Origin of the sequence: Rhodococcus sp. JS3073 (assembly GCF_026810085.1) — a bacterium.
GTDB lineage: Bacteria > Actinomycetota > Actinomycetes > Mycobacteriales > Mycobacteriaceae > Rhodococcus_F > Rhodococcus_F wratislaviensis.
The window spans coordinates 1,644,005-1,658,301 of sequence record NZ_CP113951.1 but is presented as its reverse complement, the minus strand read 5'-3'; the positions used below and the strand labels follow the sequence as shown (position 1 = coordinate 1,658,301).

Genomic DNA, 14,297 nt, shown 5'->3' with positions numbered 1-14,297 from the left:
GATTATGCGCCTGCTACCACGCCTTGAACCTGGCTGACCTCTGCCGAGAGGGCGTCGATCTTGCGCGAGAGTTCTTGGCGCTGTTGTTCGTTGACAGTGTCGTAGAAGACGAACCCGTCACCCTGGCGGTATTGAGCGAGTTCGGCATCGAGGTCCGCGAAACGCTGCGTGATGTTCGCGGCCAGTTCGGGATTGCGTTCGTCGATGATCGGCTGAAGTGCGGCGACCGCGGCCTGTGAGCCGTCGACGTTGGCCTGGAAGTCCCACAGGTCGGTGTGCGAGAAGATGTCCTCCTCGCCGGTGATCTTCGACGTCGAGATCTCGTCGAGCAGACCCTGAGCGTCGCCGGCGATCTTGGTGGGATCGATCGTGTAGTCCTCGGCGTTCACCTGGTCGGCGAGGTACTGGACGTCGACGACGAGCTGGTCGGCGATCGCGTTGGTGTCGGGCTGGGGGCCGGTGACCCACAGATCCTTCTCGAGCCGGTGGAAGCCCGTCCATTCCTGCCCGGGTTCGAGGTCGGCCTCCCGCAGGTCGAGCTTGGGGTCGAGCTCACCGAAGCTCTCGGCCTCGGGCTCGATGCGCTCGTAGTAGGTGCGGGAGACAGGGAAGAGTGCCTTGGCCTGATCGATGTTGCCCGCCTTGACGGCGTCGACGAACTGCTGCGTGGTGTCCTGCAGGGCGACGACCTGACTGCGGATGTAGCGGCGGTAGCCGTCGGCGGCCTCGGCGAGCTGTCCGCTCTCGTCGGACGCGCTCATCGAGTCGCCGGTGACGGTGAACTCCTGGCGGATGCCGTCGCCGACCATGCCGGGCTTGCACGCGAGCTGGTAGGTGCCGGCGTCGGGCAGCGACACGATGAGCTGGCGGGTGAGCCCGGGACCGATGTTCTCGACCTCACCCATCGCCCGGTCGCCCTCGGCGAAGACGTAGAACTCGGTGACCTTGGTGCCGTTGTTCGTGACCTGGAACGTGCTGTTCCCGGTGGTCCCGGAGTCGGCGCTGACGTCGCACGTGTCGTCGTTCGCGGTGACGGTGATGTCGTCGGTGCTCGCGGTCGACTTCTCGGTGCAGCCAGCGAGCGCCAGCGGCAGCAGAGCGACGGAGGCGAGGGCGAAGCTGGTTCGGCGCGTGGTCTTCATGGGCGGAAGTTGCCTTTCATGAAACGGTTTCGTCGGGGGCGGGAGAGGCGGTGCGCTCGGGGGCCGCATCGGCTGCGGGTGCCGCGGGGGCCGGTGTGGGTGCGGAGACGGGCCGGAGGAACAGGAACAGGACCACGACGACGTACACGACCCAGGCGACGGCCTGCAGCACCGTCGGGTCGGGCCGGAAGTTGAAGATGCCGGCCAGGACGGTGCCGTACCAGCTGGACGCGTCGTAGCCGTCCGAGATGTCGAAGGCGAGTGCCGAGCCGCCGGGCAGGACGCCGCCGATCTGCAGGGCATGGATGCCGTACCCGAGGATTCCGGCGGCGACGATGATCAGGAAGATGCCGGTGTATTTGAAGAATTTCGCGAAGTCGAGCCGGACGGCGCCGAAGTACAACAGGACCGTCAATATCGCGGCGGCGACGATACCGAGCAGGAGGCCGACGAGGGGCCAGGCGCTACCCGCTGTGTTCTCGGCGTACCCGACCATCAGGAGCGCCGTCTCGACGCCTTCCCGGCCGACGGCGAAGAACGCGAGGGTGAGCACCGCGATGGGCCCCGCGACCAATGCTTTCTCCATGCCCGCCTTGAGGTCGTGCGAGATGGTCCGCGCGGCCTTGCGCATCCACAGCACCATGACGGTGACGATCGCGACCGCGACGAGGGACGCGACGCCGGCGATGATCTCCGCGGTGAGTCCGGTGACGGTGGACGTTCCGTAGTGGATGACGAGGAAAATCGCCGCCACCATCGCGACGGCGATGCCGACGCCGAGCCAGACCCACTTGAGTGCGTCCTTGCGCTCCGCTTTCACGAGGAACGCGGCAAGGATCATGACGACGATGCCTGCCTCGAGGCCCTCGCGCAGACCGATCAATCCACTGCCGAACAGCTGTGTGGCGATCGACGGCGCGGTCCCTGCGGCGAGGACTGACATGCACACTCCTGGGCGAGGCGGGGTCGAGCCGAGTGGTCCGCAAGGTTGGGTAGGCAACCTTGCGGTAGGCAAGGCGAACCTTAGCCCTGAAGAAAACATACACCGCGCCTGCTTGTCCGAAGAAGCCCTCACCAGCACTTTTATAACCCTTTACCTTTGGTGTGTTGCCTCGCCGCGACCCGGCGCGGTGTGTGGACCGTCCCGCGTGGCCGGGATCGGCGAGTTTCGTGTGGATGATGGAGACGTGAACCGATATCCCGCGCGGCCGATACGTCGTTCCCGATGGCCCGGACCGCTGTTCGCTCTTCTCGCGGCGACGGTGGTCGTGGTTCTCGCCTACGGCGCGTGCTCGCGGGAGCAGCAACCGAGGATCGCGATACCGGAAGGCATCCCACCCGGTCCGGGGGCGGCGACCCCTCCGATCGACATCAACGCGCCGGGACGTTCGGCGGATCAGATGCACCAATGGTCCGCCGGGTTGGCCGACTCGATCGGTGTCGGAAGTACCGCGCTCGAGGCATACGGCTACGCGGCGACGGTGATGGCCGAGACGAAGCCGGAATGCGGGATCGGGTGGACCACCCTTGCCGGAATCGCGAGCGTGGAGAGCCGGCACGGCACCCACGCCGGTTCGACGGTCGGGCCCACCGGTCAGGTCACCCCCGAGATCCGGGGAATCCCCCTCGACGGGGGACCCGGTGTCGCCGAAATCCCCGACACCGACGGCGGGGCGATGGACGGCGACCCGGTGCACGACCGCGCGATGGGTCCGCTGCAGTTCATTCCCGAGACATGGAAGCGGTGGGGTGTCGACGCGAACGGTGACGGCGTGGCCGACGCCGACAACATCGACGACGCGGCGCTGACCGCCGCCCGCTACCTGTGTGACCGGGGCGGCGACCTCACCGGTCCGGAGGGCTGGCAGTCGGCGCTGATGGCCTACAACCTGTCGGGGGAGTACCTCACGCTGGTACGCGACCGGGCGTCCGCCTATTCGGTGGGGGTTCGACCGTAATCGGTCCGTCACCCCTCCGTGGCGTGATCGACGCCACATCGGTAGGTGTCGCGCGGGCGGATCGCCGTCCGCGGGGCGCGCCATCCCGCGCCGGTTTCGGTGTGCCGTTACGCTGTGTGCTGGCACGATCTGGTGTCCCTGGCACGATCGGATCGGTCGGTGCACAGTGCGAAGCCCATATAAGGAGAATCAGCAAGTGTCCATCATTGAGCAGGTCGGAGCCCGTGAGATCCTCGATTCCCGTGGTAACCCCACGGTGGAGGTCGAGGTGCTGCTCGACGACGGAAGTTTCGCTCGCGCCGCGGTCCCGTCGGGTGCATCGACCGGTGAGCACGAGGCCGTCGAACTGCGTGACGGCGGCGACCGGTACGGCGGCAAGGGTGTCGAGAAGGCCGTCGAGGCCGTCCTGAGCGAGATCGCTCCGGCCATCATCGGGATCGACGCCACCGAGCAGCGGACCGTCGACCAGGCCCTGCTGGACGCCGACGGCACCCCGGACAAGTCGCGTCTGGGCGCCAACGCGCTGCTGGGTGCGTCGCTGGCAGTGGCCCGCGCGGCCGCCGAGTCGTCGGGTCTGGATCTCTTCCGTTACGTCGGCGGCCCCAACGCCCACGTCCTGCCCGTCCCGATGATGAACATCCTCAACGGTGGTGCGCACGCCGACACCGGTGTCGACGTCCAGGAGTTCATGGTCGCCCCGATCGGGGCCGCCACGTTCAAGGAGTCGCTGCGCTGGGGCGCCGAGGTGTACCACGCCCTCAAGTCGGTACTGAAGGAGAAGGGCCTGGCCACCGGTCTCGGTGACGAGGGCGGCTTCGCCCCCGACGTCGCGGGCACCAAGGAAGCGCTGGATCTGATCAGCGTCGCGATCGGCAAGACGGGCCTGGTGCTGGGCACCGACGTGGCGCTGGCGCTCGACGTCGCCGCCACCGAGTTCTACACCGACGGAACCGGCTACAAGTTCGAGGGCAGCAACCGGACCGCGGAGGAGATGGCGGCGTTCTACGCCGAGCTGGTCGATGCCTACCCGATCGTGTCCATCGAGGACCCGCTGGACGAGGACGACTGGGACGGCTGGGTCTCCTTGACCGATCAGATCGGCAACAAGGTCCAGCTCGTCGGTGACGACCTGTTCGTCACCAACCCGGAGCGTCTGGAAGAGGGCATCGTCAAGGGCGCCGCGAACGCGCTGCTGGTGAAGGTCAACCAGATCGGCACGCTGACCGAGACCCTCGACGCCGTCGACCTCGCGCACCGCAACGGCTACAAGACGATGATGAGCCACCGGTCCGGTGAGACCGAGGACACCACCATCGCCGACCTCGCGGTCGCCGTGGGCAGCGGTCAGATCAAGACCGGTGCCCCCGCCCGCAGCGAGCGCGTCGCCAAGTACAACCAGCTGCTGCGCATCGAGGAGAACCTGGGCGACGCCGCCCGCTACGCCGGCGAGGTCGCGTTCCCGCGGTTCGCGTTCGAAGGCTGACGTTCGACAGTCGAGTAAGGGGTGTTGGGGTAGGTGGCACAGCGCGGCAGGCCGCGGTCGTCCGGAGCGAGTCCGGGCGGCCGCGGCTCCGGGCGTGGTGAACGGGCCCGCGGAAACCGGGCGGACGGCGCTCCCGGAGCGCGGCGCCCCCGCACCACCAAGTCGACGACGCCGGGGGAGGCCGACGGCAAACCGGACGCAGTCGACGGCGCCGACACCGGCAAGGTGCTCCCCGGCCGCGCCCGCCCGAGACGGGTGGGCGCGGCCGGGGCCGCCCGCGCAATTCGATCCGAGCACACGATCCTCGGGCTGTCGACCGGCCGGGCGCTCGTCCTCGTCATGGTCGTGCTGCTCCTCGCGCTCACCCTCGCCGTTCCGCTGCGCAACTACCTCACCCAGCGTGGGGAGGCGGATCGTATTGCGGCGGAACAGGTTCAGCTCGAGAAGGATCTGCAGGAACTGCGGATACTCGAGGAGCGCTATTCCGACCCCGCCTACATCGAGGCGCAGGCACGCGGCCGGCTCCGGTGGGTGAAGCCCGGCGACACCCCGTTCCAGGTGCAGCTGCCCGGCGACTACAAGGAACCGGAGAAGCCGGAGGAGAAGGACGCCGAGATGGCAGGCCCCTGGTACTCCGACCTGTGGAAGACCATTTCAGAACCGCCGGCCGCACCCGACGTGCAGCCGGCACCGGCTCCGGTGCCCCCCGTGGTGCCGCCGCCCGTACCGCCAGAACCAGGAGAACCCACCGGGTGACCACTTCGTCCGACCCGTCCAGCCCCGTGCCGCAGGAAGACCTCGACGCCGTCGCCGCCCAGTTGGGCCGCGAACCGCGTGGAGTGCTCGAGATCGCGTACCGCAGTCCCGACGGCACGCCGGGCGTCGTGAAGACCGCGCCCAAACTTCCCGACGGAACCCCGTTCCCGACGCTGTACTACCTGACCGATCCGCGACTGACCGCGGAGGCCAGCCGGCAGGAGTCCGCGGGAGTGATGCGTGAGATGACCGAGCGTCTCGGGCAGGACCCGGAGCTTGCGGCCGCGTACCTGCGCGCCCACCAGTCGTATCTCGCCGAGCGCGACGCCATCGAGCCCCTGGGAACGGACTTCACCGGTGGCGGAATGCCCGAGCGCGTCAAATGCCTGCACGTGCTGATGGCCCACTCGCTGGCGAAGGGGCCGGGCGTCAATCCGCTGGGCGACGAATCGGTGGCCCTCGCCGCGTCCGCGGCAGGCGGCAAGCTGAGGGGCACCGCGATTCCCGCGGACTGGCCCGGCATCGACGACGTCGAAGGTCCCGAGCAGTGACGCGCGTCGCCGCCGTCGACTGCGGCACGAACTCCATCCGCCTGCTCGTCGCCGACGTCGACGAGCACGGCGCACTTCGCGACGTCCGTCGCGAGATGCGCGTCGTCCGGCTGGGCCAGGGCGTGGACGCCACCGGACGACTGGCACCCGAGGCCATCGAACGCACCCGAGTCGCGTTGAGCGAGTACGCCGGAATGATCGCGGACGCCGGCGCCACCGCCGTCCGGATGGTGGCCACGTCGGCCACCCGCGACGCGTCCAATCGGGAAGACTTCTTCTCGATGACCCGCGAGGTGCTGGGCGCCGTCATCCCCGGCGCCGGGGCCGAGGTCATCACCGGCGACGAGGAAGCACGGCTGTCGTTCAACGGGGCAGTCGGGGAACTCGATCCGTCGCAGGGACCGTTCGTGGTCGTGGACCTCGGCGGCGGTTCCACCGAAGTGGTCCTGGGTGACGAATCCGGCGTCCACGCCGCCTTCTCCACCGACATCGGATGCGTGCGCATCACGGAGCGCTGCCTCCACGACGATCCGCCGACACCCGCACAGGTCGAGGAGGCCCGCGCGTTCGCGCAGGAACGCCTGGACGAGGCGTTCGCGCGTGTCCCCGTCGAACAGGCACACACCTGGGTCGGCGTCGCCGGAACGATGACCACCATCGCCGCGCTCGCCGAAGAACTGCCCGAATACGACGCCGAGCGAGTGCACCTGTCCCGCATCCCGATGCCCCGGCTGCGCGAGGTCTGCAACTCGCTGATCGCCATGACCCACACCGAACGGGCCGCGCTCGGCCCGATGCACCCGGGCCGGGTCGACGTCATCGGCGGCGGCGCGATCGTGACCCTGACGCTGGCCGACGCATTCGAGAAGAAGGCGGGCATCGACCAACTCGTCGTCAGCGAACACGACATCCTCGACGGAATCGCATTGTCGATCGCCTGAGCTAGGGTGATCTGCGCACGGTCGCCGAGCGACACCCTCGGCGACCGGTAGCCCCTATAGCCCAATTGGCAGAGGCAGCGGACTTAAAATCCGCACAGTGTCGGTTCGAGTCCGACTGGGGGCACCCTCACTGAGGCGTGCTTCGGCGGCGGCTCAGGACGTTCGGGCGAGTTCCGCCCGCATCTGGGTGAACAGGAACAGTCCGGGGCGTCCGGAGATCTGCTCGTACTCGCGCACGACGTCGTCCATGAACTCCGGCACGGCTGCGTCGTCGAGGTGCGCGGTCCAGTCGGTGGATCCGACGGTGCACCACCGCGCGAATTCTTCCCGGGAACCGAAATCCCATTCGACGTCGCGCACGACGAGGACGGTGGTGTCGAGTCCTGCTGCCTTCGCGACGTCGCGGAACTTCTGCGGTTCGATGTGGACGAACGGCGCCGTGAAGTCGGTGAAGAACTCCGCCCATCGCGGGCGCGCCGCCACGGCCATCAAGACATCTTCGACACTGGTCCGCGGGCTCGCGCACACCATCTGGATGATCACCCGTCCGCCGCCCACGACGCTGCGGGCGATCGCCGCCAATGCCACCTGCAGATCGGGGATCCAATGCAGGGCGTTGAACGACACCGCGACGTCGAACTCGCCGTCGAACGGGAGGGCGCGGGCGTCGGCGATACGGAACTCGGCGCGGGTGCCCTCCGGCACGACTCTCGATTGGGCCTTCGCGATCATCCGCGGCGACGCGTCCACTCCGACCACCGAACCGCCGGGGAGCCGTTCGGCGATCCGGAGCGTGACGAATCCGTCGCCGCATCCCACGTCGAGTAGCCGTTCACTGCCCGCGAGGGCGAGTTCCGCGATCGATTGCTCCGCGACGGCGCGCTGGAGGGCGCCGACATCGGCGTATCCTTCGCCGTCCCAGTCGACCATGACGGCCAGGCCTCAGGCTCCCTGGTGGTGAGGGCTCGAGTGTGTGCCGCCGCCGGCCCGCGCGATAGATGCGCGGACGCGGGCCGTGGCCTGCCAGATCTGGGTGCTGTCGTGGACGCTGATAACCGGTATGCCCTGCTCACGGGCGTGCTGCATGCTCAGCGCGTCCTGGGGTGAGCCGACCCCGTCGAGGACGTCCTCGGTGACGATCGCGCAGAGCGCGGGGCCGTCCATCTTCCGGACGGGCTCGAGTCCGTGGACCACCATCCACTGCTTGACCATCGCCCAGTGCGACACCTCTTTGTACCGCGTGGGGTTGCCGATGAAGAGAACCCGACGGGAGCGGCGGGCGCGAGCGATATCGATGTGCGTGACGGTAGCCATGGCGGAGGGTTCCTGTCCGTTGCGGGATTCCGTACTGTCAATCCCCACTCGCAGCGGTTTCGTTACGCGTCGGTCCAAGAAGTTCGCCATTCCCGCGTACGTGAGTGAGAAAGAGTGCTCGAACACGCTTTGCCGCTCACGTACGCACGGTCCGTCAGCTACCGAACGGACTGCCGGACGAGCCTCCGCCGCCCGGTCCCGACGTCTCGGTGACGGTGACGACGGTGGGTTCGACGGTGCCGTTGGTCAGCGGCGGAATGCTTCCCCACTGCTCGAACGACGGCACGCTCGAGCAGGACCATTGCACCGCGTACTCGCCGGGGTCGACGGTGGCCCGCAGCTCGCCGTCGTCTCCGCCCATCACGACGGTCGGGCCCACGGTGGCGGCAGGCAGGGTTCCGTCGACGGGGACGATGTTCATCACGCACACCACCGCCCCGGACACGTCGTACCGGACGTCCATGACCACCGCATTCCCGTCGACGCCGATGTCGACTGTGACGTCTTCGGGTGCCGCGGACGCGGAGGGTGCGGCGAGCAGGCCCGCGCCGGCGACAGCGGCGGCGATACCTACGGTTCGTGCAATCGTGACCTTCATCGGTGCATCCTTCCGGACTTCTCGGTTGCCGGTTGATACGAGGCAAGAGCCACCCGGGAGTATCGCACCCCGAACCCTCATCTGCTGGGATGTGGAAGGTGGAACACTGCTGGTCTGGGAGTTCAGCGTGTCGATCCGACACCCGGTGCATCGAAGGAGACGGCGAAGTGCTCGGACGGAAGAACTACACGAGGGAAGAAATCGATCACGCCGAGGCGTCGATCGCGGAGCAGGTCGCCGCGTACACGACGCTGACGGGAGCGATTGCGGGCGAGGTCACGGGCAAGAAGGTCTTCGCCGCACTCGAGGACTTCGAGCCACTGTTCTTCGACAACATGGTCCTGGTGCTGGACCGCTACTTCGTCCACCGGATCCGGGCGGTGACGGGTAAGGACGGGAACCCGCTCAACGAAGTCGAGATCATCGCCGACTCGTTGATGAACAACGACGGCGTCCTGCGCGGCATCAGCGTCCTGAAGTACGCCCCCGGCCAGTCCGTTCTGAAGCTCGAGATCGGCGACCGGATCCGCTTGGGCGCCGACGACTTCGAGCGGCTGTCGGCGGCGTTCTTCGCAGAACTGCGGTCGCGGTTCCTGACATGAGCGTGTGGTTCACGTCCGATCTGCACCTTCGTCACGCACGGCTGGTGGAGATCCGCGGCTTCGACGCGGAGATCGACGCGCACGACGAATCCATCCTCGACGCACTGGGCGCCGCCGTCGGGAGCGGCGACCAACTCTGGATACTCGGCGACGTCACCGTCGGAGGTACGGCCGCCGAGGACTGGGCGCTGCGCACGCTCGACGAGTTCGCGCGGAACCGGAATGTCGAACTGCATCTGATCCCCGGCAATCACGACTCGTGCCACCCGATGGCGAACCGCAACAGTCACATCCGGCAGCGAGTGTTCCTGGAGACGTTCGCGTCCGTGCAGTTGTTCGCGCGGCGGAAGATCGCCGGCGAGACCGTGCTGCTCTCCCATTTCCCGTACGTCGGCGACCATACGGCCGAGGACCGGGGCGTGAAGTACCGGCTGCAGGACCAGGGAGACTGGTTGCTGCACGGGCACACTCATCAGGACGACGTGCTCGACCCGTCCGTGCATCCGCGGCAGATCCACGTGGGCTGGGACAGCTGGCGCAGGCCCGTGCACGTCGACGAGATCGCCGAGATCATCGGGTCGGACGCGGCGACTCGGTGACCGGTATGGCGTCGGCGCGGTATCTGCCGGGCGTCGATCCGTGCGCGTTCTTGAACAGCCGGGAGAAGTGGGCGGCGTCGGCGAAACCCCAGCGGGCGCCGAGGGCGGAGACGGGCAGATCGCGGTAACGGGGGTCGGCGAGATCGCGACGGCACTGCTCGAGGCGGCGGCGTCGAATCCATCCGCTCACCGTGTCGCCGTCGGCTTCGAACATCTTCTGCAGGTGCCGCACCGAGATGTGATGCGCGGCGGCGATCGAGTGCACATCCAGCTCCCGGTCTGCGAGCCGCTCGTCGATGAAGGCGGTGACCCTGGCGCGTAGTGCGTCCGCGCGCGACTGCGGCAGCGGCCCGTCGGCGAGGTGAAGTTGCTCGGCGAACGCGGCCGCGACCAGGTCGAGGACGGCGTCGCCGAGGTGCACCGCGACGGTGGGGGAGGCGTCGACGATCTGCTCGCCGAGCCCGCGCAACAGCGGGGTGACGACGGCGCCGAGCCCCTGCCTGCCCGACACCCGGCGCGCGGTGAGCTGGGCGATGCCGGCGGGCGGAACGCGGAGGAGGTGCCGGGGGAACATCACGACCAGCATCCGGAACCGGTCGTCGAACGACAGCTGATACGGCCGGGTCGTGTCGTAGATCGCGAAATCGCCGGGGGTGAGCGCGGCTTCCCGGCCGTCCTGGCTCAGGACGCAGTACCCGCGGATCTGCAGTCCGAGTTTGAAGTAGTCGGGGTTGGCGGCGCGGATGGTCCGGGGCGTTCGGCGAATGACGTGCGGGGCGGCCGTGACCTCGCTGATCCGGATCGCACCGACCGTCGCGCCGCGCACGACGCCCCGGAAGTCGGCGTGGTCCGCCGAGGTCATCTCCAGGGGGACGAACGCGTCGCTGACCGACTCGCGGAACTCGTCGAACGAGACGAGGCCGTGTTCGACCGGACGGATGAGCCTGCTCACGGCCACCATCTACCTCAATTGCGTTTGACGGCTTCGCGTGCGGCGGTGCCCGACGCGAGCTTCTCCAGCAGGCCGATCAGGTCGAGCCGTTCCGAAGGTGTCAGCGACTCCGTCCACGTCTGCTCGCGCTTGTTGTGCGCCGAGTACGTGCTGACGATGGCATCGTGCCCGGCGTCGGTCAGTTCGAGGGCGACCGCCCGGCGGTCGCCGGCGGACGGTCGCCGCGTCACGAGACCGTCGCGCTCGAGCGTGTTCACCAGGGCCGACACGGCGGACCTGCTCATCCCGGACAGTGAGGCGACCCGCTTGGCTTCGCACGGTCCGGCGAGCCACACCACGAACAGCACCCGGAATCCGGGCCAGCTCCACCCGCTGGGCCGGTGGACCGTCGACTCGAGATCGTAGACGAGGGCACTGGTCACGCGGTGCAGCGCGAGGACCAGCCGCATGGAGACCGGATCGACCTCGGGCAGTTCGTCGACGGTCTTGCCCACCGCGAAGTCCACGAAGGACAGGAAGTCCAGGTTGCTCTGGTCGGTCGTCTCCTCGGGCATGACCACAGGTTAGCGTCGGAACACGTATTGTCAAAGCATTGATCAACTAGCCCCCGTGAGTACTTGTCAACGCCGGGCGGTTAACAAGTACTCACGGGGCGTCAGCCAGTAACCCTCGCGGCGTTGCCCGCGTCGACGGGCAGGACGATGCCGCTGATGTGTGCGCTGCCCTCGGCGGCGAGGAACAGCACGACCCGGGTGATCTCGGCGGCGTCCAGCCACGCCACGGGCTGGGCGTGCAGGCTCCGGAACACCGGTTCCACGTCCTGTGCTCCCGGCATCTCCAGGTCCGGCCGCATCATCCGGTAGAGGGCGTCGTTGTGAATCATCGGTGTCGAGATATTGCCCGGTGCAATCGCATTCACCGTGATGCCGTGCGAGGCGAGATCGAGCGCCGCGCTCTTGGTGAGCCCGATGACGCCCCACTTCGACGCCGCGTACGCGGCCATGTTGGCGTTGCCGGCCCGGCCGAGCATCGACGAGATGGTGACGATCCGGCCGTATCCTCGCCGGATCATGCCGGGCGCCACCGCTCCGACGGTGTTGAAGACGCCGGTGAGGTTGGAACCGATCGCCTCCGACCACTGCTCCTGCGTGAGCGACTGCACCGGGGCGGCCACCGAGACACCGGCATTCGCGACCGCGACGTCGATTCGCCCGAACTCGGACTCCGCCTCCGCGACCAGTGCGTCCATCGCGACTCGGTCCGCGGCGTCTGCCTTGGCGGTGATGCACCGGCGGCCCGTGGCGCGCACCAGCTCCGCGGTCTCGTCGAGGTCGGCGGCGGTGGCCAGGGGATAGCTCACGGCCGGGCTGTCCTCGCAGCGGTCGCACAGAACTATGTCTGCTCCGCGTTCCGCCAGTGCGACCGCGTGGCTGCGGCCCTGGCCGCGGGCACCGCCGGTGACCAGGGCGACCCGGCCTTCGAAGTCTTTCATCGTCGCTCTCCTGTCCGGGCGGATCAGCGCAGCTTGATGCTGCCGCCGTCCGCCATCAATGTCTGTCCGGTCATGTACCGCGAATCGTCGGACGCGAGGAACACCGCGACGGGCGCGATGTCGGTCTCGGGATCGCCGATCCGCTGGAGCGGAACCTTCGCCACGGACGCGGCGGCGCGGTCGGGGAATCGTTCCTGCCAGGCGAGGACGCCCTCGGTGGCGGCGAACGGGCAGATCACGTTCACCCGGATCTGATCGGCCGCCCACTCGTTGGCCGCCACCCGGCTGACGCCGCGAATCGCTTCCTTCGCCGCGGCGTACGACGTCTGGGTGGGCATGCCGTCGAGCCCGGACCCGGACGCGAAGTTGATCACCGAGCCCTTCGCCGCCTTCAGCTGTTCGTAGCAGGCCTGCATGAGGTGCACGACCGGATAGAACCCGGTCCGGAACGAGAGGTCGAACATCTCCTGGGTGTGGTCGATCAGCAGTGCCTGCCGCGATGCGTGGGCGTTGTTGACCAGCACGTCCACGGATCCGAACGCCGCGACGGCGGCGTCCCGGATCTGTTCGGCGGACTCGCGCCGGGAGATGTCGACGTTCAGGAAGCGAGCAGACGATCCCAGTTGCTGCTCGAGATCCCGGCCGCGTTCGTCGTCGATGTCGACGAACAGGACGTTGGCGCCCTCGCGGACGAACACCGTGGTCACGGCCCGGCCGATGCCTCCGGCGCCGCCCGTCACGATCGCCGTCTTTCCGTACAGCCTCATCGTGTGCTCCTTCTGCGAGTGTGGCTCAGACACCGGCGGTGTCGCCGGTCGCCAGCGCGACCTTCTCCAATTCGGCGACGCTGAACGCGGCATAGTTCTCGTACGGTCCGCGGCCGGCGAAATAGGGTGTGAGAAGCTCCTCGAGCTCCTCGGGTGAGAACGCGGAACCCGCTGCATCGAAGCGGTTCTCGACCTTCGGTGCCGCCATCAGCGCGACCATCTTGCCGTACACGACGAACACCTGGCCGTTGATCTCGTCGGCGGCGGGGGAGGACAGGTAGCGGACGAGGGTGGCGACCCGTTCGGGGGACAGGGGGTCGAGTCCGGTGTCGGCCGCGTTCTCGCCGAACGCCTCGGCGGTCATGGCCGTCCTGGCGCGGGGGCAGATCGCGTTGGCGCGTATCCCGTAGCGGGACAGACCCTGTGCGGTCGACAATGTGAGTGCGGTGATCCCGGCCTTCGCGGCCGAGTAGTTGGGCTGGCCCGGCGATCCGAACAGGAACGCCTCGGATGATGTGTTGACGATCCGCCCGTATACCGGGCCTCCGGCGGCCTTGCTCGCCTCGCGCCAGTGCACGGCCGCGGCGCGCGAGGTGGCGGCGTGCCCCTTGAGGTGGACGCGGATGACGTCGTCCCAGTCCGATTCGGAGAGGTTGAAAATCATTTTGTCGCGCAGGATTCCGGCGTTGTTGACGAGGATGTCCATCGATCCGAAGGTGCTGACGGCCTCGTGCACGAGGCGTGCGCCCAGCGACCAGTCGGAGACGTCACCGGTCACGGCGGTGGCGCGGCCGCCTGCCGCCGCGATCTCCGCGGCCACCTCGTGTGCGCCGTCGCCCATGTCGTTGACGACGACTGCGGCTCCCGCGGCGGCGAGGGCGAGGGCTTCGGCCCGGCCGAGGCCTGCGCCTGCGCCGGTGACGACGGCGGTGCGTCCGGTGAGGCTGAGTGATTCCGTCATGGGAACTCCTGATTCGCGAGAAGAATTAGATTTCATTCTAGTTGTATCGCATGAACTACTGATCAGTCACTAGAGAAGCGCGATCTAATGGAGGAATGTTTTCTACTTTCCCTGCCGATTCGGCATCGACGACACCGGCCGCAGGCAGGTCTCGGTGAGTGGGAACTGTGGTCGACGTCAC

The 14,297-nt window shown here is 68.0% G+C and carries 17 protein-coding genes and 1 tRNA gene; 8 read left to right on the top strand and 10 right to left on the bottom strand.

Features of this window, described 5'->3' with window-relative positions:
- Positions 1–2 precede the first annotated feature (2 nt).
- Positions 3–1,142, bottom strand: coding sequence for an iron uptake system protein EfeO (efeO, locus tag OYT95_RS07790; protein WP_037244051.1), 1,140 nt, complete (start codon positions 1,140–1,142; stop codon positions 3–5).
- Positions 1,143–1,158: 16 nt separating this feature from the next.
- Complete coding sequence (gene efeU, locus OYT95_RS07785) at positions 1,159–2,085, bottom strand: iron uptake transporter permease EfeU (protein ID WP_268791119.1); 927 nt, start codon at positions 2,083–2,085, stop codon at positions 1,159–1,161.
- Between the two features lie 244 nt (positions 2,086–2,329).
- On the opposite strand from efeU, the gene OYT95_RS07780 reads away from it, so the two are divergent.
- The 6 genes from OYT95_RS07780 to OYT95_RS07755 all read left to right on the top strand — a co-directional run bounded on the left by OYT95_RS07780 (position 2,330) and on the right by OYT95_RS07755 (position 6,955).
- The gene (locus tag OYT95_RS07780; RefSeq protein WP_268791118.1) at positions 2,330–3,100 is read left to right on the top strand and encodes a lytic transglycosylase domain-containing protein; all 771 of its coding nucleotides are present in this window, start codon (positions 2,330–2,332) and stop codon (positions 3,098–3,100) included.
- A 196-nt stretch (positions 3,101–3,296) separates the two neighbouring features.
- A complete protein-coding gene (gene eno, locus OYT95_RS07775) occupies positions 3,297–4,583 on the top strand; it encodes a phosphopyruvate hydratase (RefSeq protein ID WP_037244056.1) in 1,287 nt (428 codons plus the stop codon).
- A gap of 33 nt (positions 4,584–4,616) precedes the next feature.
- Positions 4,617–5,339 (top strand): FtsB family cell division protein, encoded by a 723-nt coding sequence (locus OYT95_RS07770; protein ID WP_268791117.1) that lies wholly within the window; start codon positions 4,617–4,619, stop codon positions 5,337–5,339.
- Positions 5,336–5,890: a DUF501 domain-containing protein gene (locus tag OYT95_RS07765; protein ID WP_037244061.1), complete on the top strand. Its 555-nt coding sequence runs from the start codon at positions 5,336–5,338 to the stop codon at positions 5,888–5,890. Before OYT95_RS07770 ends, OYT95_RS07765 begins: the two co-directional genes overlap by 4 nt.
- The gene (locus OYT95_RS07760; protein WP_037244064.1) at positions 5,887–6,831 is read left to right on the top strand and encodes a Ppx/GppA phosphatase family protein; all 945 of its coding nucleotides are present in this window, start codon (positions 5,887–5,889) and stop codon (positions 6,829–6,831) included. Before OYT95_RS07765 ends, OYT95_RS07760 begins: the two co-directional genes overlap by 4 nt.
- Before the next feature lie 50 nt (positions 6,832–6,881).
- Positions 6,882–6,955: transfer RNA gene (locus tag OYT95_RS07755), tRNA-Leu, on the top strand.
- Positions 6,956–6,984: 29 nt separating this feature from the next.
- Here the strand turns inward: OYT95_RS07755 and OYT95_RS07750 are convergent.
- From OYT95_RS07750 to OYT95_RS07740, 3 genes are all read right to left on the bottom strand, one after another.
- Positions 6,985–7,761, bottom strand: coding sequence for a class I SAM-dependent methyltransferase (locus OYT95_RS07750; protein ID WP_268791116.1), 777 nt, complete (start codon positions 7,759–7,761; stop codon positions 6,985–6,987).
- A 12-nt stretch (positions 7,762–7,773) separates the two neighbouring features.
- A complete protein-coding gene (locus OYT95_RS07745) occupies positions 7,774–8,145 on the bottom strand; it encodes a hypothetical protein (protein WP_037244075.1) in 372 nt (123 codons plus the stop codon).
- Positions 8,146–8,299: 154 nt separating this feature from the next.
- Positions 8,300–8,743 (bottom strand): hypothetical protein, encoded by a 444-nt coding sequence (locus OYT95_RS07740; protein ID WP_128639311.1) that lies wholly within the window; start codon positions 8,741–8,743, stop codon positions 8,300–8,302.
- A 167-nt stretch (positions 8,744–8,910) separates the two neighbouring features.
- On the opposite strand from OYT95_RS07740, the gene OYT95_RS07735 reads away from it, so the two are divergent.
- Both OYT95_RS07735 and OYT95_RS07730 read left to right on the top strand, forming a co-directional pair.
- Positions 8,911–9,345 (top strand): hypothetical protein, encoded by a 435-nt coding sequence (locus OYT95_RS07735; RefSeq protein ID WP_268791115.1) that lies wholly within the window; start codon positions 8,911–8,913, stop codon positions 9,343–9,345.
- Entirely contained in the window at positions 9,342–9,944 is a 603-nt protein-coding gene (locus OYT95_RS07730; protein ID WP_268791114.1) for a metallophosphoesterase, read from the top strand. Before OYT95_RS07735 ends, OYT95_RS07730 begins: the two co-directional genes overlap by 4 nt.
- Here the strand turns inward: OYT95_RS07730 and OYT95_RS07725 are convergent.
- From OYT95_RS07725 to OYT95_RS07705, 5 genes are all read right to left on the bottom strand, one after another.
- The gene (locus OYT95_RS07725) at positions 9,916–10,905 is read right to left on the bottom strand and encodes a helix-turn-helix domain-containing protein (RefSeq protein ID WP_268791113.1); all 990 of its coding nucleotides are present in this window, start codon (positions 10,903–10,905) and stop codon (positions 9,916–9,918) included. The two genes, OYT95_RS07730 and OYT95_RS07725, sit on opposite strands and share 29 nt — an antisense overlap.
- 5 nt (positions 10,906–10,910) lie before the next feature.
- Entirely contained in the window at positions 10,911–11,450 is a 540-nt protein-coding gene (locus OYT95_RS07720; protein ID WP_268791111.1) for a MarR family winged helix-turn-helix transcriptional regulator, read from the bottom strand.
- A gap of 101 nt (positions 11,451–11,551) precedes the next feature.
- Complete coding sequence (locus tag OYT95_RS07715) at positions 11,552–12,388, bottom strand: mycofactocin-coupled SDR family oxidoreductase (protein ID WP_268791110.1); 837 nt, start codon at positions 12,386–12,388, stop codon at positions 11,552–11,554.
- A gap of 23 nt (positions 12,389–12,411) precedes the next feature.
- Positions 12,412–13,155 carry an SDR family NAD(P)-dependent oxidoreductase gene (locus tag OYT95_RS07710; protein WP_268791109.1) on the bottom strand — a complete coding sequence of 248 codons (744 nt, stop codon included), beginning with the start codon at positions 13,153–13,155 and terminating at the stop codon, positions 12,412–12,414.
- A 25-nt stretch (positions 13,156–13,180) separates the two neighbouring features.
- Positions 13,181–14,116, bottom strand: a complete 936-nt coding sequence (locus OYT95_RS07705; protein WP_128639304.1) for a 3-oxoacyl-ACP reductase — start codon at positions 14,114–14,116, stop codon at positions 13,181–13,183.
- Positions 14,117–14,297: the final 181 nt, after the last annotated feature.